A 19,364-nucleotide genomic window follows, 5' to 3' on the forward strand; every position below is an offset into this window, starting at 1 on the left:
GTCTTTCTGGAATAAGCAATTCCATTTGAATATAAGAGCCAGCTCACAGTTCTGTTAATCTTGCGACAACACTATGACTGTTACACAGTGATAGAAATAATAAGATCAGGAGAACGGGGATGAACTTTCCATTAATTGCGAACATCGTGGTGTTCGTTGTGCTGCTGTTTGCGTTGGCCCAGACTCGCCACAAACAGTGGAGTCTGGCAAAAAAAGTGCTGGTGGGTCTGGTGATGGGCGTGGTCTTTGGCCTTGCTCTGCACACCATTTATGGTTCTGACAGCCAGGTACTTAAAGATTCTGTACAGTGGTTTAACATTGTCGGTAACGGCTATGTTCAGCTACTGCAAATGATCGTCATGCCGTTAGTATTCGCCTCTATTCTGAGCGCGGTTGCTCGCCTGCATAACGCATCTCAGTTAGGCAAAATCAGTTTTCTGACCATCGGTACGCTGCTGTTTACCACGCTGATTGCGGCGCTGGTCGGTGTGCTGGTGACCAACCTGTTTGGTCTGACTGCTGAAGGTCTGGTTCAGGGTGGCGCAGAGACGGCGCGTCTGAACGCTATCGAAAGCAACTATGTTGGTAAAGTTGCAGACTTAAGTGTTCCGCAACTCATTCTGTCCTTTATCCCGAAAAACCCGTTTGCCGATTTGACTGGTGCCAATCCGACGTCAATTATCAGCGTGGTAATTTTTGCCGCCTTCCTTGGTGTCGCCGCGCTAAAACTGCTGAAAGATGATGCGCCGAAAGGTGAACGCGTCTTAACCGCTATCGACACGCTGCAAAGCTGGGTGATGAAACTGGTTCGCCTGGTCATGCAATTGACCCCTTACGGCGTGCTTGCGCTGATGACCAAAGTCGTTGCCGGTTCCAATCTGCAAGACATCATTAAGCTGGGTAGCTTCGTTGTCGCGTCCTACCTGGGTCTTATCATTATGTTTGCGGTACATGGCATTCTGCTGGGTATTAACGGCGTAAGCCCGCTGAAATACTTCCGTAAAGTATGGCCAGTACTGACGTTTGCCTTCACCAGTCGCTCCAGCGCCGCGTCTATTCCGCTGAACGTAGAAGCGCAAACGCGTCGTCTGGGTGTTCCTGAATCCATTGCCAGTTTCGCCGCTTCTTTCGGTGCGACCATTGGTCAGAACGGCTGTGCTGGTTTGTATCCGGCAATGCTGGCGGTGATGGTTGCACCTACAGTTGGCATTAACCCACTGGATCCAATGTGGATTGCGACACTCGTCGGTATCGTCACGGTGAGTTCAGCAGGTGTTGCAGGTGTTGGTGGTGGTGCGACATTCGCCGCGTTGATTGTTCTGCCAGCAATGGGCTTACCGGTAACGCTGGTGGCTCTGCTAATCTCCGTTGAACCGCTTATCGATATGGGCCGAACTGCATTGAACGTTAGCGGCTCAATGACCGCAGGTACGCTGACCAGCCAGTGGCTGAAGCAAACCGATAAGTCCATTCTGGACAGCGAAGACGACGCCGAGCTGGCACACCGTTAATCCTGGTTTATAACGCAAAACGCCTGTCATCCGACAGGCGTTTATTTATTCTTCGATCTCATTTTCTTGCCGCACCTGATTTGCCCAACGCTGGGCCGACTCCGGTACGCTAAACGCCGGTGAGCGCAAGAATGATTCCCCCACCAGGACAAACGCCACATACTTGCCGCGCAGTATCCAGACATCACGAAACGAATCCATTTTAACCGCATGTTCTGGCGGCGCGGGTTCTGTGCGCGGAACATAGCTAATAATCGGGCGGTTTTGCTGACGTAGCGGTTTCTTCATTACTGGCTTCACTAAACGCATATTAAAAATCAGAAAAACTGTAGTTTAGCCGATTTAGCCCCCGTCCGTCCTGCTTTGCGTACATTCCCAAAAACCTTCTCTGGCACCACTTCCAGAGCGAGATCCCCCTGGTGGTCTATAGTTAGAAGGTTTTTTGACCAAAACAGCGGCCCTTTCAGCAATGAAATAAGGAGACGAGTTCAATGTCGCAACATAACGAAAAGAACCCACATCAGCACCAGTCCCCCCTGCACGATTCGAGCGAAGCGAAACCCGGGATGGACTCACTGGCACCTGAGGACGGCTCTCATCGTCCAGCGGCTGAACCGACCCCGCCTGGTGCGCAACCTACTGCGCCAGGTAGCCTGAAAGCGCCGGATACGCGTAATGAAAAAATAAATTCCCTGGAAGATGTGCGTAAAGGTAGCGAGAATTATGCACTGACCACCAATCAGGGCGTACGCATAGCCGACGATCAAAACTCCCTGCGTGCCGGTAGCCGTGGGCCTACGCTGCTGGAAGATTTTATTCTGCGTGAGAAAATCACTCACTTTGACCACGAACGCATCCCGGAGCGTATTGTTCACGCACGCGGTTCTGCTGCTCACGGCTATTTCCAGCCGTATAAAAACTTGAGCGACATCACCAAAGCCGATTTTCTGTCTGATCCGAACAAAATCACTCCGGTATTTGTGCGCTTCTCTACCGTTCAGGGGGGCGCTGGCTCGGCAGATACCGTGCGTGATATCCGTGGTTTCGCCACCAAGTTCTATACCGAAGAAGGTATTTTTGATCTCGTTGGCAACAACACGCCGATCTTCTTTATTCAGGATGCACACAAATTCCCCGATTTTGTTCATGCGGTAAAACCGGAGCCGCACTGGGCGATCCCACAGGGAGGCAGCGCCCACGACACTTTCTGGGATTATGTTTCCCTGCAACCTGAAACCCTGCATAACGTAATGTGGGCGATGTCAGACCGTGGGCTCCCCCGCAGTTATCGCACAATGGAAGGCTTCGGCATTCACACCTTCCGCCTGATTAACGCCGAAGGTAAAGCAACCTTTGTGCGTTTCCACTGGAAACCACTGGCAGGTAAAGCCTCGCTGGTATGGGATGAGGCGCAGAAACTGACGGGGCGAGACCCGGACTTCCACCGTCGCGAACTGTGGGAAGCGATTGAAGCGGGCGACTTCCCGGAATATGAACTTGGCTTCCAGTTGATTGCGGAAGAGGATGAATTCAAATTCGACTTCGACCTGCTTGACCCAACAAAACTTATCCCGGAAGAGTTAGTCCCCGTTCAGCGCGTCGGTAAAATGGTGCTCAATCGTAACCCGGATAACTTTTTTGCCGAAAATGAACAAGTGGCTTTCCATCCTGGACACATTGTCCCCGGTCTGGATTTCACCAACGATCCGCTGTTGCAGGGGCGTTTGTTCTCCTACACCGACACACAAATCAGCCGTCTTGGCGGGCCGAATTTCCATGAAATTCCAATTAACCGCCCAACCTGCCCGTACCACAATTACCAGCGTGACGGCATGCATCGGATGGGAATCGACACTAACCCAGCAAACTACGAACCGAATTCGATCAACGATAACTGGCCGCGAGAAACACCGCCGGGGCCGAAACGCGGAGGTTTTGAATCCTATCAGGAGCGCGTAGAAGGCAATAAGGTACGCGAGCGTAGCCCATCGTTTGGCGAATATTATTCCCATCCGCGCCTGTTCTGGTTAAGCCAGACACCATTCGAACAGCGCCATATTATCGATGCTTTCAGCTTTGAGTTGAGTAAAGTTGTACGCCCATATATTCGTGAGCGCGTTGTTGACCAGCTAGCGCATATCGATCTCAACCTGGCGCAAGCGGTAGCAAAAAATCTCGGTATTGCACTGACAGACGACCAACTGAACATTACGCCACCACCGGACGTGAACGGGCTGAAAAAAGATCCTGCGTTAAGTCTGTATGCCATTCCGGATGGGGATGTGAAAGGCCGTGTGGTCGCGATTTTGCTTAATGATGAGGTGAGATCGGCAGACCTTCTGGAAATGCTCAAGGCACTGAAAGCTAAAGGCGTTCATGCCAAACTGCTTTATTCACGGATGGGAGAAGTGACAGCAGATGACGGTACAGTATTGCCAATAGCCGCTACCTTTGCTGGAGCCCCCTCACTGACGGTTGATGCGGTTATTGTCCCATGCGGCAATATCGCGGATATCGCAGACAACGGCGACGCAAACTACTACCTGATGGAAGCCTATAAACACCTTAAACCGATAGCCCTGACGGGAGATGCACGCAAGTTCAAGGCAACAATCAAGGTCGATGACCAGGGTGAAGAAGGGATTGTTGAAGCCGACAGAGCTGACGGCAATTTTATGAATGAGTTACTGACTCTGATAGCGGCGCACCGCGTCTGGTCACGTATCCCTAAAATTGACAAAATCCCTGCCTGAATATAGGCGGCGCAGTTGCGCCGCCTTTGCCTGATGCACTGCGCTTATCAGGTCTAGCGTAATAATTCATAATATATTGAAATTGCGACACTTTGCTGGCCGGATAAGGTATTTACGCTACATCCGGCAAAACAACATTACCTACACATCAAGATAACTACCCAACCGATAACCTCGCTCGGCAATGGCATACTTCAACGATGCTGATGTCAACACTTCCAGCTCCGTTAACCGTGGAAAACAGTAAGCACTCTGGCGAATCGTATTATCAATAAACGCCGGATGGCACATCACTTCCAGCGAGCGCTCACCGCGATGACTGGAATCATCCACCGCTTGCAGGAACAGGGACTCGCTGATCTCTTCACCATAGAATGCGCTACTGAAGCCCTGCGAACTGCGCAATTTAGCCGGTAAATCACTATCGTTAAATACTGGCTGACGATCGATGCGCAACGCAATCCCCTCTTCAGCGGCAAACCTGGCCACAATCGGGAAAATCTGCGGAAACATATGCACATGATGATGACTATCAAGATGGGTAGGTTTGCGCCCAAACAGCTCAATGAAACGCAGATACTGGCTGGCAAGTTCCTGAGCAATTTCCTCCAGTGGTAAAGCATCTTCTTTTGCCAGTTGCCAGATCCATTTCCCCAACACGCCTTCGCGGGTTAAACCGGGCATTGCAGTTAGCGGCTTGCCCAGGGTGAGGACAAAATGCATCCCGACGGCCAGGCTCGGCTCATCACGACTCAACTGCACCGCATGGTCGATGGCTTCACCATTTACCAGCGCCGTCGTCGACGTGACAATCCCGTTGCGACAGGCCTCGATAATGCCGTAGTTCTGACCTTTACTTAAGCCAAAATCATCTGCATTAACAATCAGTAAGCGTTCCATAATCAGCCCCGGTTAATGTGCTTTTTTGAGATCTACAATACAGTCAGCAAAGTTTGGTAGCCACTTCTCGTGCGCCAGAATCATCTCACGTGCCAGCAACTCTGCGTCATGATCGGAATGCACCAACGGGCTAAGGTTTAGCGCCAGTAACACATCGTTAAATTCACCGCTAAGTGCTGCGTTGCTGGCGGCAATTTCAAAGCCTTTAATGGTGTGGATCAGCCCCATGACTTTGTCATCAAAATGGGTAATTCGCGGATGTGGCGTCGCGCCATTGCGACCCAGCGTACAGGTCATTTCTACCGCCCAGTCAGGCGGAATATTATCAATATGCCCATGATGCGGGATATTAATGTAATGTTCCGTTTGCTTGTCGTTGTAGATAGCGTTAATCACCTCGCACGCCGCGTCTGAGTAATAAGCCCCACCGCGCTGCTCCAGCTCTTTCGGTTTAACTTTCAGCTCCGGGTTTTTATACAGCTCAAAGAGTTGTTTCTCGACTTTCTGCACTATCTGCGCACGCGCACCGCCTTTGTAGTATTCACCCATTTCAATCGCCAGCATCTCTTTTTGCTTGAAGTAATAAAGCAGATAAGAACATGGCAACAGATTCAGCGAACGAATTAAGCCTTCGCTAAACGGCAGATCGAAAATGTTTTTTACGCCAGACGCTTTTAACTGCCCGGATGCCACGCCGTCGAGCAATTCGGCAAAGCGCGATTTGCCATTTACCAGCACATCCTTAATAAACACCATATGGTTCAGGCCGAACAGATCGATAGATAAATCATCGCTCTCATTCAACGCTAAAACATCGCTGATAAACATTTTCATACCCACAGGAATATTACACACGCCGATAAAGCGTTTAAATCCAGTGTGACGATAAACCGCTTCAGTGACCATTCCCGCCGGGTTAGTAAAGTTGATAACCCACGCATTCGGACATAGTTCTTCAACATCGTTCACAATATCGAAAATCACCGGAATGGTGCGCAGACCTTTAAACAGGCCTCCCGCACCGTTGGTTTCCTGGCCAAGATAGCCATGACTTAACGGAATGCGTTCATCCAGTTCACGTGCCGGTAATTGACCTACGCGCAGTTGGGTAGTGACAAAATCAGCCCCTTTCAGCGCCTCACGACGATCAAGCGTTTTATAAAGCTTTATCGGTACGCCAGCGTTATCAATCATGCGCTGACAGAGTTCAAAAATAATATCCAGTTTCGCTTTACCACCTTCGACATCCACCAGCCATAATTCAGTAACCGGCAATTCGTGATAACGCTTAATAAACCCTTCCAGTAACTCCGGGGTATAACTACTCCCGCCACCAATAGTGACGATTTTTAATTTCTGGTTCATAATTTCTCCCTTCATCAGGAAATACTGATATTCTTCATGCCTGCCTCTGTGTCAGGAATATCCCGGTTTCCCCAGGATAAACAAGGCACGCATGTAAATTTAATGATCAGCGATAACAGCTACTGATTAAATTCAGTCAATTTCTTACGATAGCTATTTGGCGTAAAAGACGTTAGTTTCTTAAACGTTTTAATGAACAGACTTGGGCTACTATAACCAGCTTCAAATGCAATATCCGTCACAGAATAGTTGGTCATTTCCAGTTGTTTTTTGGCAAAGTTAATGCGGATTTCATTAATAATCTGCATCGGCGTTTTGCCATAGTACCGCTGAGTCGCACGCGTCAAATACTCCTGCGATTTAGCCGATAACGTCACCATGTTTTCCAACGCATTTTCACTGAACTGCACTTTATCATGCATCTTTTCAACCGTATTTTTTAGCCACTGTGGCACATCATCAATCACCTGTTCTTCGCGGTAATGGCGTAAACGGTTAATGACATAAAAAGTGACTATCTCAACAAATTCTTCCAGCCCGGTTTCACTGAAATTCAATGAAGAAATTACCGTTTCCACATAAGTGAGAAAAGCATTATTAGTGCGGTAAACCTGTGAAGCAACAAAGCAATAAGGTAACAACGGTAAATAATGCTGTTCAAAAAAATGTTTACTGATCCCAACGTTCAATATGCGCGTGGCACCAAACGCATAAAAACTTTGATGGTGTGATCCTAACGGAATAAAAACAAAATCGCCCCGTTCCAGCAACACACGCTTGCCGTTAATCTCCTGGAAATAACGACCGGTTAAAACCAGGGTAAATTCATAATAGTCATGCTGATGCAACCCAGTAATACTTTCGGTTTTATTGTAGATAAACACATGGAAATTTTTGCCATTAAATAATTGCTGCTCACGGGCAGTGGCAATTTCCGGCGCGTTAATCACTGGCTGCATCATTGACTCCTTATGCTTTCAGTTTTTCATGAAGCTCAATTAATTCACTAATCAGTTCACGCGCGAGCATTGAAGTCATTAAATGATCCTGCGCGTGGACCAGCACCAGGCTAACTTTCATCTTTCCTTCGCCCTGATCGCCTTCAATCAGCTTCGTCTGTACCAGATGCGCTTCATTCAAGGCCATCCGCGATTGATCCATCATCGTTCTGGCGGCTGCAAAATCGCCCTGCTTCGCCTGCTTCAGCGCGGCATACGCCAGACTACGTGCCTGTCCGGAGTTGATGATAAGCCCCATCACCACTTCTTCCAGTTCTTCGGCTTCGGTTTGCGTGTCAGGAATGTTTTCGAGATCCATCATACATCGTTCCTCTCTATTCTTACCGGCACGAGTTGCCCGCGCCGGTGTCGATTAAAATTTCAGGGCGTTAGCAATATCTTCTTCACTCTCTTCTTTATCAATCACGTTCTGCGCTTTGTTCGCCACCACAACAAATGGCAGATAAATCAGCGTTGCGATACCAAGGTTGAAGAGTGCGACCAGCAATGCGGCGACGCTACCGTTAGTATTAAAGAAGGCTCCCAGACCGGTTGGCATGGTCCACGGCGCAATGTTGGTCACCGGCGGGATAATGCCCATGTAGTACGTCGCCAGGGTAATTGCCGCCAGAATTGGTTGCACCAGCACGAACGGGATAAACATTACCGGATTCATGATAATCGGCAGACCAAACAGAATCGGTTCGTTAATCTGGAAGATGCCTGACGGCAGTGCCAGTTTTGCCACCTGACGATAGTCAGCACGACGAGAAGCGATAAAAATGGCCAGAATAAGCCCCAGGGTCGCGCCGCTGCCGCCGAGGAAAATAAAGGAGTCCAGCATCGGCTTGGCCCAGATATGGAAAGTCTTACCGGCTGCCAGCGCCGCTTCGACGGAACCATATTGCTGGTAGGTGGCGATGTTTTCCAGCGCCCACGGCGTCATAATGCCGTTGTCCAGGGCGGTCAACGCCAGCGCGCCATGAATACCAAAGAACCAGAGCAGCGGAACAAAGATCACATAGGCCCAGCCAACCACGCTACCCAACGATGCCAGCGGCGTCGAAATGGTATCCATAATAATCTGGTGGAAGTTAGTGCCCCAGGTAGTCAGCGCCCAGGCAATAATCCCCATCACGGAAAGAATAATAAAGCCGGGAATTAATGCAGAGAAAGAACGCGATACCGATGTCGGTACGCTGTCGGGTAATTTAATGACCCAGTTGCGGCGGACAATAAAGGTAAACATTTCTGCTACCACCAGGCCGATAATAATCCCGGAGATAATATTCGCGCCGCCTAACCAGTTTGCGCCGACCGCATAGGCTTCACCGACGCTATAAGGAGTGACGGTCATAAATGCCGCAACGGATAACAATCCTGCCGCCAGTGCATCGACTTTACGCTCTTCTGCCAGCGCCATGCCGATAAAGAACGGTGTCATTAAAGACATAATCCCTAACGTTCCGTTATAAACGTTGCCGCCAATACCCTTCAGCCCATTGAGTGTTTCAATAGTTGAGGCATCAAGGCGAATACCTAACGAGTAAAAAAACGACCCCTCCCCAAAGCTCAGAAAAACGTTATTGATTAATACAAACATGGCCCCTGCGAGGGTTAACGGCATTAAGCGAATAAAGCCGTTTTTGATTGCATTAACGTGTGGCTGCTTTCCTATTTTGACTGCAAAAGGGAGGAGTACCTTTTCAAGCGATGCAATAACATTACTCATAGAAAAATACCCTTAAAAACCGCAATTAAAATATTGCGGTATAGATTTATGAAATAACTCTTTGACGGAAAATTTAAAAATTAATTTGCTGCGGCTTTTTTAATTGCTGCAACTGCAGCCTTAAGCACGCCTAAACCATCGACTTTGCCATATAACAGTGAGTCAATTACTTCAACCGGTTTGTTGGGTAACAAACGCTGGATTTCGGGCAACATATAAGCAATCTGCGGCCCCAATAACACGACATCGGCATTCTGACCTTTTTCACCAGCCAGTGTTTCCGGAAATGCTTCAATAATGACCGGAACTTCATATTTTTCTGCCTGAGCGCGCATTTTTGATACCAGTAAAGAGGTAGACATGCCCGCAGAACAAAACAGATAAATGTGTTTCTTTTCCATAAAACTGCCCTCATCAACGACTATCTGTCAGCCAGACACTCCGCAAGTCTTAACCTGCTTCCATGCTCTGGGTAACTTGCGAAACCAACATGACTTTTTTTGGTGGCTGAAAAGAGTATACGGTATTGACCTGAACGATAGTATTTCCTTGACCTCATAAATTGTCTCTCCTTGACCTGCCGTTATGACCTTCTTCACATTTCAGTTAAATAATTCGCGACAATAAATAAGAACAAGGGTCAAAAAAAAACCGGCGCAATGGCCGGTTTCTGTTGTAACTCAAGCTTTCTGGCGAAGAAATTACTTCGCTGCTTGTGGATCGGTGTCGTATTCGGCACAGGTCTGATAGCCGGAGTTGATGACATGTCCGGTATCATCTAACGCGACAAAATAGGTTTCTGCTTTACCATCACGTTGACCCAGGATATAGGTCTGGCAAGTACCACGAGCATGGATCATGCTCACTTCAGACGAAGGTTTACCCGCAATTTGTGCAACCTGCGCCCGGCTCATGCCTTTTTTGACGTCTTTCACCACAGGCTGTACAAACTGGTCTTTGGTACGATCATACGCCGTACAACCTGCCAGCATGGTTAATACCGCCGCTGCACCCAGAATTCCTGCCATATTCTTGTTCATATTTCGTCCTCTTGTTTATCAGCGTGTTAGATAAGCCTGGAATACATCGGGGGCTTTTTCAAGCCTGTGAACGAAACGGCTCCGCTTTCAGAGGATTCCTGTATGACGTTTTAACCGCCATTCAACTTGCTGTCGCTTGTCGTTTCTGTAGCAACGGGTTAGCTTTAAGGAAGTTTTATTTTTTTGTCTGGAGGGGTTCAATGACATTGCAACAACAAATAATAAAGGCGCTGGGCGCAAAACCGCAGATTAATGCCGAAGAGGAAATTCGCCGCAGTATCGATTTTCTGAAAAGCTATCTGCAAACCTATCCGTTCATTAAATCACTGGTACTTGGTATTAGTGGCGGTCAGGACTCCACGCTTGCCGGGAAACTGTGTCAGATGGCGATTAACGAACTTCGTCAGGAAACGGGCAACGAGGCACTGCAATTTATTGCAGTACGCCTGCCCTACGGTGTTCAGGCCGATGAACAGGATTGTCAGGATGCCATTGCCTTTATTCAACCGGATCGCGTATTAACCGTTAATATCAAGGGCGCGGTATTGGCCAGCGAACAGGCACTGCGCGAAGCGGGTATTGAATTAAGTGATTTCGTTCGTGGCAATGAAAAAGCACGTGAGCGAATGAAAGCACAATACAGCATTGCAGGCATGACCCACGGCGTCGTGGTGGGCACCGATCATGCGGCAGAAGCCATTACCGGATTCTTCACTAAATACGGTGACGGAGGCACTGACATTAACCCGCTATACCGTTTGAACAAGCGTCAGGGTAAACAATTACTGGCAGCGTTAGGTTGCCCGGAGCATCTCTATAAGAAAGCACCAACCGCCGATCTGGAAGATGATCGTCCGTCACTGCCGGATGAAGTCGCGCTTGGCGTCACTTATGACAACATTGATGACTATCTGGAAGGGAAAACCGTACCGGAACAGGTCGCCAGAACCATTGAGAATTGGTATCTGAAAACCGAGCATAAACGCCGCCCGCCCATTACCGTTTTTGATGATTTCTGGAAAAAATAACGCAGACATGCTGTGTCAGATATCACCAGTGTTATCGGGCGCAGCATTCTAATAATGAATCACTGAACTTGATCCGGTGAATAGCCTGCAAGCCAGCTAATTTCACTGAACAGCAGTCTGCCTTGCGGTTGTAAAAGCCGCAGGGTGTGCCTGCCATCGTACCAGCATGCGCCCTGGTCGGTAGTCAACAGCTTGTCGCCCAGTTGCCACGCTCCGCTAATAACAAACACCACCCCACCACGTGAGCCAAAAGTGGTGAATGTGCGATCGGCAATTCTGACTTTCGCCTTACAGGCATCAAGGCGCGTCATAATGTTGAAATCCATCGACATCTGCCCTTCGGTCAGTTTTGCTTTTACCACCTGGTCCGCCGCGAAGGCAAAAGGCTGTAACGGTTTTAAGGTATGGCTAAAATGGCCTGCGCTTTCAAGGAGCATCTCGCCACCTTCCAACAGCGTCACACTCCTTTCCATGCCCGGAAACAAAGAAAACTCACCATTTGCGGCAATGGAAGCAATGCTGGCGCGCCAGTAAAAATCACGTTTTGCCGGGGGAAAGCTACAGATTTCGCGAGTTTCACCGGCAGCGTTTCGCCACAGGTTCACCGACATTTTACGCATATCAAAGTATTCCATACTCGCTCCCGGCATGCTCTTTTCATTGTTATCGTTCAGGCAACCGGGGATTGTTATCGGCAACTCGGGTGATTTACCTTAGTGGTGATTAGGCTTTTTTTGCAAAAGTTGAGCAGCAGAAAAGAAAACCGCCGATCCTGTCCACCGCATTACAGCAAGGTAGTGGACAAGACCGGCGGTCTTAAGTTGTCAGGCTGAAAGATTATTCAGCAGTTGCAGGCATTTTACCCTTTGCCGCAGGGCGTTCTGTCAGACGCTTCTCAAAATTGGCATTAAATTGCTTTTTCTGCTCCGGCGTCAGGATGTTGTAAATCTTGTTCTGGGTTTCCAGGTGCGCCAGCATGTTAGCTTTGCGCTGCTCTTCCATTTTTGCGATCTGCGCTTCAGCTTTTGCTTTGTCGAAGGTATCGCTGGCAATAATGTCATGCATTGCGCGGCGTTCTTCCAGCGGCGGACGTTTCATCTGATCACGCTGACCTTTCATGATTTCGCGGATCTGCTGTTTCTGCGCGTCGGTCAGGTTCAGGTCTTTAAACATCATGTCGTGATGTGGACCAAATTTACCTTTATGGTGCATCATCGGCTTGGCGTCAGCCGGTGCTGCGGTAGTGGTATCAGCGGCATGGGCCAGGTTAGCCGCGCCAAAAGCCAGGGTAGAGGCAACAAACAGTGCAGTTAATTTACGCATATTCAATATCCTTCCTTTCAGTTATTTATTACGGCTTTCTTAAGTAACGTGCCGTGTTGACGAGATTAACTTTACTGACTTTAGCGTCAATTAATCAGAGCAACGGTAAATCAATGAAAGTGTAAAAAACACTTTTGCGCCAATTATGGAGAAAAAAAGAAAATTTGATGGAGAGTGATGAATAAATATTACAACACGCTGATTTTGCAGTAATTATGAAAAACTATACCTGATAGCTGGTGATAATTAAAGCAAATAACCAGGATTAATCCGTATTATTTCATTAAAAACCCAGTAAATACCCGCAGATGATTTCTGCAGGTAAGCATCAGATTATTTGCTCCAGCATTAACCCTGCACGCAATCCCAGCGCCACCAATGGATTAGGGAATAACACATATTCAACATCATGAGTCACCGTAAAGCGTTCTTCGCCATCCTGCGCTAACAACGTCCCCTTCTTAAACGCCGTGAAGTTCAATGTCTCGCTCGCCATATGCAGTTCAAAATCAGTGGAGTGGCGGGTAATTTGCGAAACCACCCGGTAACGTAATGGCGGCTTTTTATCAAAACCGACGCTCATCCCGGATAACAGCGCGGCAATCGCGCTGGACGTTGGCGCAAACTGGCAAAGATCGTTTTGCCCAAACGGCAACGCTTTGCCAAGTTCCAGCGTACACGCCTGGGTGCCAAAATGTTCGGCGCTAAAATGGGTAAACGTGCCGCCAGGCGTCTGGTGAAACACCAGTGCCTCCAGCCCCGCTGCGCCCAGCCACGTCAGAAACTTCTCATCCCAGGGAATGTCACGTTGCGGTAAAACACCAAAACGCGGATGGTATGAACCACGAATTGCGGTATGCAAATCAAGGTGCCAACGAACGGACTCTTTACCCTGTTGATAAAAATCTTCCAGACTCTGTTCCAGTTCGCGGGCGCGACAGGTTTCGCCGCTTTCGGCAAATAGCTGCCAGCGTCCGCCAAACATTCGATTCATATCGCTATGACAATAACGCTTACCTTGCTTCAGGGCAGGAGGATTTCCGAGGATCGCCAGCAGCCGCCAGCGCAACTGAATCTCACCGTGATAAATTGCCCCAAGCAACGCCTCCAGCATCTCAACAGGTGCCGTTTCATTACCGTGGATCCCCGCTGATATCACCAGCGCACCTTGCGGTGGGGTGACTGGCGTCAGTTCCAGCAGCCCGTCACCCAGCCAGCGCCAGTGGACACCGTTGCTTTCTCTCGCTGTTACGGCTGGCTTTTTACCCGTTAACGTCAGGGCAAGAAAATTATCCATTGCCACTCCCCTCCCGTTGGAACGGGTAAACCGAACCGAGATTCAGCAAACGAGTCAGTGCATCCAGAGCTTCCCTTCCTTCGCGCAGCAATTGCGGATCGGCAAGATCGGCAGCGGTAAGACGATCGCGGTAGTAACGATCCACCCAGTCATTGAGCGCATTAAACTGTGTCTCGTTCATCATCACCGCCGGATTCACCGCCTGACGTTCTTCTGCCGTCAGCACCACGCGCAAACGCAGGCACGCAGGGCCGCCACCGTTTGCCATACTTTCGCGTAAATCAAAAACTTTCAGTTCACTGATCGGGTTATCGGCAACAAGTAATTCATTGAGATAACGCCATACCCCGGCATGTTCCCGACACTCCTGCGGCAGCACCAACACCATCGAACCGTCATCACGGCTCAACAACTGGCTGTTAAACAGATAGGTCGAGACAGCATCCGCTACGGAAACCTGTGCCGACGGAACTTCTATTGCCATAAAACCGCTCACCCGCGCACACAGATTTGCCAGTAATTGCGCCTGACGGGCGAATGCCTGCTGATGGCAAAACAGCACCTGGCGGTTGCTCACGGCAATCACATCATTATGAAAAACCCCCTGATCGATAACTTCCGGGTTTTGTTGAGCGAAAATTACCTGTTGTGGATTAACCTGATTCAGCCTTGCTACCGCCTCGCTGGCTTCGCGGGTTTGCCGCGCCGGATAACGGGAAGGTCGCGTGCCAGTGCCCTCTTCCCGGCCATAGACGAAAACCTGTATACCCGGATCACCATAGTTACCACTGAGCCGATTGTGGTTTGCCGCCCCTTCATCACCGAGCAGCGCCACTTGAGGCAGTGCCGAATGCACGGTGAATTTCTCTTCATCAATAAAAATGGCTTTTAACAGCAATTCGGTGGTCGGTGCTTCCAGCGAACGGTGAAATTTGTTGTTCAGATTGGCAACCGTCAGGTGCACTTTGCCATCCAGCGTGTCGGCAGAAGGTGCCACCGTCGCCGCATTCGCGACCCACATTGGCGAAGCGGAACTGACACTGGAAAGCCAGTGCGGCGCCTGACGAGCAACCTTTTCCAGCACTCGCTCATCGCTGCCGCTGAATCCCAATTGACGCAAAACCGGAATAAACGGGCGCTCGTGAGGCGGGATCACCGCCTGCGGGAATCCCGCATCGGCAAGGGCTTTCATTTTCAGCAAGCCCTGTTTTGCCGCCAGTCGCGGGTTAGATACCTGAAAACGGTGGCGGGTAGAAGCTTCATTACCAAACGACAGGCCAGCGTAATGATGCGTCAGCCCCACCAGCCCGTCGAAATTAACTTCCCGGGCGTTCATGGCACCACCTCATCGGAAAAATCCAGCCCGGGGTTAAGCGTAGTGGGCAGCGTTAACGAGTCCGATTCCAGGCTTGCCATCGGCCAGGCACAATAATCAGCGGCATACCATGCACTGGGGCGATGATTGCCGGAAGCGCCTACGCCACCAAATGGTGCAGTACTGGCCGCACCGGTCAGCGGTTTGTTCCAGTTAACGATCCCCGCTCGTGCCTCCAGTAACAGTTGTTCGAATTTTTCCCGCGCCGGTGAAACCAGCCCACAAGAGAGGCCAAAGCGAGTGTTGTTCGCCATCTTAATCGCCTCATCGAAGGTGTCATAACGCCAGACACGCAGTAACGGCCCGAACACTTCTTCATCCGGCACACCAGAAATGCCCGTCATGTCAATGATTCCAGGTGAAAGCAGTGAAGTACCTGGTTGCAGTAAGCGTGGCGTAAGCAACGTCCGTCCGCCCATGTTTTCCAGCTCCTGCCAGGCGGTAACAACATGCTGCGCGGCCTGTTCAGAAATCAGCCCGCCGATAAACGGCTGTGGTTCGTCATCCCAGTTGCCCGGTGTTAATCGCTGGCTGACGGCAACCAGGCGAGCAAGAAACGCATCGCCCTGCGCTCCACTTTTCAACAATATACGACGGGCGCAGGTGCAGCGTTGTCCGGCAGTGACAAATGCCGACTGGATAGTCAGATGCACTGCGGCGTCGATATCCGCCACTTCATCAATAATCAGCGGGTTATTGCCGCCCATTTCGAGGGCGAGGATTTTTTCTGGCTGACCGGAAAGCTGACGATGCAACTGGTAGCCAGTGTTGGCGCTACCGGTAAACAGCAAACCATCGAGATCTTCCAGCGCACTCAGCACCTGACCGGTTTCGCGCCCACCCTGCACCAGATTCAGCACCCCTGGCGGCAATCCAGCCTGCTGCCATAAGCGCATTACCGCTTCGCTGCTCCACGGTGTCAGCTCACTGGGTTTAAAGATAATTGTGTTGCCTGCCAGCAACGCCGGAACAATATGCCCGTTAGGTAAATGCCCAGGAAAATTGTACGGACCAAACACCGCCAGCACGCCGTGTGGGCGATGGCGTAAGCTTGCCGCCCCGTCTGGCATTTCACTGCGCTGATCACCCGTGCGCACGTGATATGCCTTGATTGAAATAGCAATTTTATTAATCATCGCCGTCACTTCGGTTGCCGCCTCCCAACGCGGCTTACCCGTTTCTCTGGCAATAATCGTCGTTAATTCAGCTTTATTGCTTTCCAGCAGTCCGGCAAATCGTTCAACTCTTACCTGACGATCGCCAAAGGAGAGCCGCGCCCAACGCGGAAACGCTGCGCGAGCAGCACGACATGCCAGCGCCACCTGAGCAGCATCGGCATCATTGCCTTGCCATAAAACGTCGCCAGATACCGGATTACGCTTCACGCGCAGCGCACCCAGGCCCGTCACCCAGTCGCCGTTGATCCATAAAGTCATACTGTTTTCTCCTCTGCGCACAGGCGTACCAGACGAACGTGATCCCCGGCATGACACTTGAGAGCGTCCAGTTGTGCGGCGGTTAAAATCAAACGCTCGGTAGCCGGATCGCTACGCACCAGCACCACGCGGAAATGATGATAATTTTCATTGGCGACCAGACAGGCCGGAAAATCGCCCTGTGCGGGTTGCCCTTCTGCCACTTCCACCAGCCGGCTTTTGCGAATGGCGCGAACGCGGTCGATGTCACACTCCAGCGTCGGCCCACCGTCGAAAATGTCGATATAGTTGCGGTAGCGAAAGCCCTCTTTTTCCAGCACCGCCCGCGCGGGTGCCGTTTGCGGATGTACCTGACCGATAACGTCTTGCGCTTCCTGGGATAAAAAGTCCGTATAGATCGGATGTTTTGGCATCAACTCAGCAATAAATGCCTTTTGACCAGTACCGCAGAGAAAATCGGCTCGGCTAAAATCCATCGAAAAGAAGCGTTTACCGAGGCTTTGCCAGAACGGCGAATAGCCGTGTTCGTCAATCACCCCACGCATTTCGGCAACCACTTTGTCGTTAAACTTGTCGCGAAAGGCTGCCATAAACATGAAGCGAGATTTCGACAACAAATAGCCGTTGCCCTCTTTGCGCCAGCCCGGATCGAGAAACAGCGTGCACAATTCGCTACTTCCGGTGTGATCATTACTGAGAAAAAGCGTCGGTAGCGCGTTATAAACATTCAGCTCTTTCGAAGCATGAACCAGCGTGCCGACGCGATAGTTGTACCAGGGATCGTTTAGCCCAACAGCCACCTCAATGGCGCAAATGCCCGCCACCGTACCTGTTTCACTCTCTTCCAGCACAAACACATAACCCTGCTCACTTTTGGGTAATTCGCCTTGCCATGTTTTGATGGCTCTATCGATACGCGCCGAAAGTGTGGCTTCATTGGCAGGAAGCGACGTTAAACCGCCGCCCGTTTTACTGGCAAGTTGCATTAACGCCGCGACATCGCTGCGCTCAACGGGACGGATGACCATCATGATGAACCTCGGCTAACAACGCGTTCACAGGCCAGCGCAAAGCGATCCAGCCCGGTAGCCATATCTTCTTCGCTGACATTCAGCGCCGGAGCAAAACGCACCACGCTGCCGCCCGCAATCAGCACCATCACGCCTGCTTCTGCCGCTTCCTGAGAAATCTGTTTCGCTTGTCCGGCATAGTCGGCATTCAGAACACAGCCAATCAGCAGACCCAGGCCACGAATTTCACTGAACAAACCGCAGCGATGATTAATAGCGTTAAGCCGCTCAACAAACCCGTCGTGGCGCTGTTTGACGCCATTACGCATTTCCGGCGTATTGATAAGATCCAGCACTTTGCCCGCCACTGCTGATGCCAGCGGATTACCGCCATAGGTGGTGCCGTGGGTGCCAACGGTCATCACGCTGGCGCACTCCTCCGTTGCCAGCAGCGCACCAACGGGGAAACCGCCGCCCAGCGCTTTGGCGGTGGTCAGCAGATCGGGGGTTACGCCGTAGTGCATATAGGCATACAGTTCACCGGTACGCCCGACGCCGGTTTGTACCTCATCAAAAATCAGCAATGCATTGTGGCGGTCACACAATTCTCGCAGCCCCTGTAAAAACGCTTTGCTGGCTGGCACCACGCCGCCTTCACCCTGCACTGGCTCGACAATTACCGCGCAGGTGGCGTCGTCAATCAGCGCACTGGCAGAATTGAGATCGTTATACGCGGCATGACGGATGTCCGGCGGCAGTGGCGCAAAATCCTGAGAATAGGCTGGCTGGCCACCTGCGCTAACGGTAAACAGCGTGCGCCCGTGGAACGCATTGTTAAACGCCACGATGCCGCTCTTATGGCTGCCGTAGCGGTCATGGGCGAATTTGCGCGCCAGTTTCAACGCTGCTTCGTTGGCCTCCGCACCGGAGTTACAAAAGAACACGCGATCGGCAAACGTCGCGTCGATAAGTTTTTTCGCCAGTCGCAGCACGGGTTCGTTGGTATAGCCGTTACCGGTATGCCAGAACTTACTCGCTTGCTCGTTTAGCGCCTCGCGCAATTCCGGATGCGCATGGCCCAGCGCGTTCACTGCAATGCCACCCGCGAAATCGATATACTCTTTCCCCTGCTGATCCCACAAGTGCGAACCTTCACCGCGTACCGGAATAAACGGTGCCGGAGCGTAAACAGGTATCATCCATTCATCAAAGTTTTCACGCGTAATTGACTGAGACATAGCGACCCCACAGTAAATAAATAGTTATTTATATGTTAATTATAAGTAATGTTTTCGCTGTAAATGTAGATTGCAGGGTTTGTGCCAGCCAGGGGTAAAATTGCATAAGCGACGGCGGCCAACTGAAAATCAACGAGTTATAACCAACTGATATGCACTTAAAGTGCATATAAAGTGAATACGTTTGCGATACGGATGAATAAAAAGAATAAAAAACGCAATGTTATGCAGAAGTAAAATATAATTCTGGAATTGTGATCATTGACGAAATTTACTGGAAATTACTGCGCCATTCTGACGCAGACCGCACCAAAAGCGGGCATTTTTTGCGCCATCGTTGACATCATTAACAACCATC

The 19,364-nt window shown here is 50.3% G+C and carries 18 protein-coding genes; 3 read left to right on the forward strand and 15 right to left on the reverse strand.

Annotated features, from left to right (window positions below; all coding sequences use genetic code 11):
* Nucleotides 1–119 precede the first annotated feature (119 nt).
* Complete coding sequence (tcyP, locus tag A9587_RS02890; protein ID WP_001010689.1) at nt 120–1,511, forward strand: cystine/sulfocysteine:cation symporter; 1,392 nt, start codon at nt 120–122, stop codon at nt 1,509–1,511.
* A gap of 45 nt (nt 1,512–1,556) precedes the next feature.
* Here the strand turns inward: tcyP and cedA are convergent, their stop codons facing one another.
* On the reverse strand, nt 1,557–1,820 hold the full coding sequence (gene cedA, locus A9587_RS02895; protein ID WP_001241549.1) for a cell division activator CedA: 264 nt from the start codon (nt 1,818–1,820) through the stop codon (nt 1,557–1,559).
* Nucleotides 1,821–2,002: 182 nt separating this feature from the next.
* On the opposite strand from cedA, the gene katE reads away from it, so the two are divergent.
* Entirely contained in the window at nt 2,003–4,264 is a 2,262-nt protein-coding gene (gene katE / locus A9587_RS02900; protein ID WP_085448840.1) for a catalase HPII, read from the forward strand.
* A 141-nt stretch (nt 4,265–4,405) separates the two neighbouring features.
* On the opposite strand, the gene chbG is transcribed toward katE, so the two are convergent.
* The 7 genes from chbG to osmE form a co-directional block, all read right to left on the reverse strand.
* Nucleotides 4,406–5,164: a chitin disaccharide deacetylase gene (gene chbG, locus A9587_RS02905; RefSeq protein ID WP_000440424.1), complete on the reverse strand. Its 759-nt coding sequence runs from the start codon at nt 5,162–5,164 to the stop codon at nt 4,406–4,408.
* A gap of 12 nt (nt 5,165–5,176) precedes the next feature.
* A complete protein-coding gene (gene celF, locus A9587_RS02910) occupies nt 5,177–6,529 on the reverse strand; it encodes a 6-phospho-beta-glucosidase (protein WP_105263213.1) in 1,353 nt (450 codons plus the stop codon).
* A 119-nt stretch (nt 6,530–6,648) separates the two neighbouring features.
* On the reverse strand, nt 6,649–7,491 hold the full coding sequence (gene chbR / locus A9587_RS02915) for a transcriptional regulator ChbR (RefSeq protein WP_105263214.1): 843 nt from the start codon (nt 7,489–7,491) through the stop codon (nt 6,649–6,651).
* A 7-nt stretch (nt 7,492–7,498) separates the two neighbouring features.
* Nucleotides 7,499–7,849, reverse strand: coding sequence for a PTS N,N'-diacetylchitobiose transporter subunit IIA (gene chbA, locus A9587_RS02920; RefSeq protein WP_001516303.1), 351 nt, complete (start codon nt 7,847–7,849; stop codon nt 7,499–7,501).
* Between the two features lie 51 nt (nt 7,850–7,900).
* A complete protein-coding gene (gene chbC / locus A9587_RS02925; RefSeq protein ID WP_016248655.1) occupies nt 7,901–9,259 on the reverse strand; it encodes a PTS N,N'-diacetylchitobiose transporter subunit IIC in 1,359 nt (452 codons plus the stop codon).
* An 80-nt stretch (nt 9,260–9,339) separates the two neighbouring features.
* Nucleotides 9,340–9,660 (reverse strand): PTS N,N'-diacetylchitobiose transporter subunit IIB, encoded by a 321-nt coding sequence (gene chbB / locus A9587_RS02930; protein ID WP_000412169.1) that lies wholly within the window; start codon nt 9,658–9,660, stop codon nt 9,340–9,342.
* Between the two features lie 300 nt (nt 9,661–9,960).
* The gene (osmE, locus tag A9587_RS02935; RefSeq protein WP_001039038.1) at nt 9,961–10,299 is read right to left on the reverse strand and encodes an osmotically-inducible lipoprotein OsmE; all 339 of its coding nucleotides are present in this window, start codon (nt 10,297–10,299) and stop codon (nt 9,961–9,963) included.
* 200 nt (nt 10,300–10,499) lie between these two features.
* Here osmE and nadE point away from each other — a divergent pair, with 200 nt between their 5' ends.
* Nucleotides 10,500–11,327: an ammonia-dependent NAD(+) synthetase gene (nadE, locus tag A9587_RS02940; protein WP_016248654.1), complete on the forward strand. Its 828-nt coding sequence runs from the start codon at nt 10,500–10,502 to the stop codon at nt 11,325–11,327.
* Between the two features lie 59 nt (nt 11,328–11,386).
* On the opposite strand, the gene ves is transcribed toward nadE, so the two are convergent.
* The 7 genes from ves to astC form a co-directional block, all read right to left on the reverse strand.
* Nucleotides 11,387–11,962 carry an environmental stress-induced protein Ves gene (gene ves, locus A9587_RS02945; RefSeq protein ID WP_105263215.1) on the reverse strand — a complete coding sequence of 192 codons (576 nt, stop codon included), beginning with the start codon at nt 11,960–11,962 and terminating at the stop codon, nt 11,387–11,389.
* 202 nt (nt 11,963–12,164) lie between these two features.
* Nucleotides 12,165–12,650 carry an ATP-independent periplasmic protein-refolding chaperone Spy gene (spy, locus tag A9587_RS02950; protein WP_001228965.1) on the reverse strand — a complete coding sequence of 162 codons (486 nt, stop codon included), beginning with the start codon at nt 12,648–12,650 and terminating at the stop codon, nt 12,165–12,167.
* A 328-nt stretch (nt 12,651–12,978) separates the two neighbouring features.
* On the reverse strand, nt 12,979–13,947 hold the full coding sequence (astE, locus tag A9587_RS02955; protein WP_001516299.1) for a succinylglutamate desuccinylase: 969 nt from the start codon (nt 13,945–13,947) through the stop codon (nt 12,979–12,981).
* On the reverse strand, nt 13,940–15,283 hold the full coding sequence (gene astB / locus A9587_RS02960) for an N-succinylarginine dihydrolase (RefSeq protein ID WP_000993902.1): 1,344 nt from the start codon (nt 15,281–15,283) through the stop codon (nt 13,940–13,942). Before astB ends, astE begins: the two co-directional genes overlap by 8 nt.
* The gene (gene astD, locus A9587_RS02965; RefSeq protein ID WP_105263216.1) at nt 15,280–16,758 is read right to left on the reverse strand and encodes a succinylglutamate-semialdehyde dehydrogenase; all 1,479 of its coding nucleotides are present in this window, start codon (nt 16,756–16,758) and stop codon (nt 15,280–15,282) included. The genes astB and astD overlap by 4 nt, the downstream gene beginning before the upstream one ends.
* Nucleotides 16,755–17,789, reverse strand: coding sequence for an arginine N-succinyltransferase (gene astA, locus A9587_RS02970; RefSeq protein WP_105263217.1), 1,035 nt, complete (start codon nt 17,787–17,789; stop codon nt 16,755–16,757). The genes astD and astA overlap by 4 nt, the downstream gene beginning before the upstream one ends.
* Nucleotides 17,786–19,006 (reverse strand): succinylornithine/acetylornithine transaminase, encoded by a 1,221-nt coding sequence (astC, locus tag A9587_RS02975; RefSeq protein WP_000083390.1) that lies wholly within the window; start codon nt 19,004–19,006, stop codon nt 17,786–17,788. Before astC ends, astA begins: the two co-directional genes overlap by 4 nt.
* Between the last annotated feature and the right edge of the window lie 358 nt (nt 19,007–19,364).

Origin of the sequence: Escherichia sp. MOD1-EC6162 (assembly GCF_002965125.1) — a bacterium.
In the GTDB taxonomy this organism is placed as follows: domain Bacteria; phylum Pseudomonadota; class Gammaproteobacteria; order Enterobacterales; family Enterobacteriaceae; genus Escherichia; species Escherichia marmotae.

What these genes read in the sequence shown, in the direction of transcription:
- tcyP (WP_001010689.1), top strand. Translation starts at nt 120, where the DNA reads ATGAACTTTCCATTAATTGCGAACATCGTGGTGTTCGTTGTGCTGCTG.
- cedA (WP_001241549.1), bottom strand. Translation starts at nt 1,820, where the DNA reads ATGCGTTTAGTGAAGCCAGTAATGAAGAAACCGCTACGTCAGCAAAAC.
- katE (WP_085448840.1), top strand. Translation starts at nt 2,003, where the DNA reads ATGTCGCAACATAACGAAAAGAACCCACATCAGCACCAGTCCCCCCTG.
- chbG (WP_000440424.1), bottom strand. Translation starts at nt 5,164, where the DNA reads ATGGAACGCTTACTGATTGTTAATGCAGATGATTTTGGCTTAAGTAAA.
- celF (WP_105263213.1), bottom strand. Translation starts at nt 6,529, where the DNA reads ATGAACCAGAAATTAAAAATCGTCACTATTGGTGGCGGGAGTAGTTAT.
- chbR (WP_105263214.1), bottom strand. Translation starts at nt 7,491, where the DNA reads ATGATGCAGCCAGTGATTAACGCGCCGGAAATTGCCACTGCCCGTGAG.
- chbA (WP_001516303.1), bottom strand. Translation starts at nt 7,849, where the DNA reads ATGATGGATCTCGAAAACATTCCTGACACGCAAACCGAAGCCGAAGAA.
- chbC (WP_016248655.1), bottom strand. Translation starts at nt 9,259, where the DNA reads ATGAGTAATGTTATTGCATCGCTTGAAAAGGTACTCCTCCCTTTTGCA.
- chbB (WP_000412169.1), bottom strand. Translation starts at nt 9,660, where the DNA reads ATGGAAAAGAAACACATTTATCTGTTTTGTTCTGCGGGCATGTCTACC.
- osmE (WP_001039038.1), bottom strand. Translation starts at nt 10,299, where the DNA reads ATGAACAAGAATATGGCAGGAATTCTGGGTGCAGCGGCGGTATTAACC.
- nadE (WP_016248654.1), top strand. Translation starts at nt 10,500, where the DNA reads ATGACATTGCAACAACAAATAATAAAGGCGCTGGGCGCAAAACCGCAG.
- ves (WP_105263215.1), bottom strand. Translation starts at nt 11,962, where the DNA reads ATGGAATACTTTGATATGCGTAAAATGTCGGTGAACCTGTGGCGAAAC.
- spy (WP_001228965.1), bottom strand. Translation starts at nt 12,650, where the DNA reads ATGCGTAAATTAACTGCACTGTTTGTTGCCTCTACCCTGGCTTTTGGC.
- astE (WP_001516299.1), bottom strand. Translation starts at nt 13,947, where the DNA reads ATGGATAATTTTCTTGCCCTGACGTTAACGGGTAAAAAGCCAGCCGTA.
- astB (WP_000993902.1), bottom strand. Translation starts at nt 15,283, where the DNA reads ATGAACGCCCGGGAAGTTAATTTCGACGGGCTGGTGGGGCTGACGCAT.
- astD (WP_105263216.1), bottom strand. Translation starts at nt 16,758, where the DNA reads ATGACTTTATGGATCAACGGCGACTGGGTGACGGGCCTGGGTGCGCTG.
- astA (WP_105263217.1), bottom strand. Translation starts at nt 17,789, where the DNA reads ATGATGGTCATCCGTCCCGTTGAGCGCAGCGATGTCGCGGCGTTAATG.
- astC (WP_000083390.1), bottom strand. Translation starts at nt 19,006, where the DNA reads ATGTCTCAGTCAATTACGCGTGAAAACTTTGATGAATGGATGATACCT.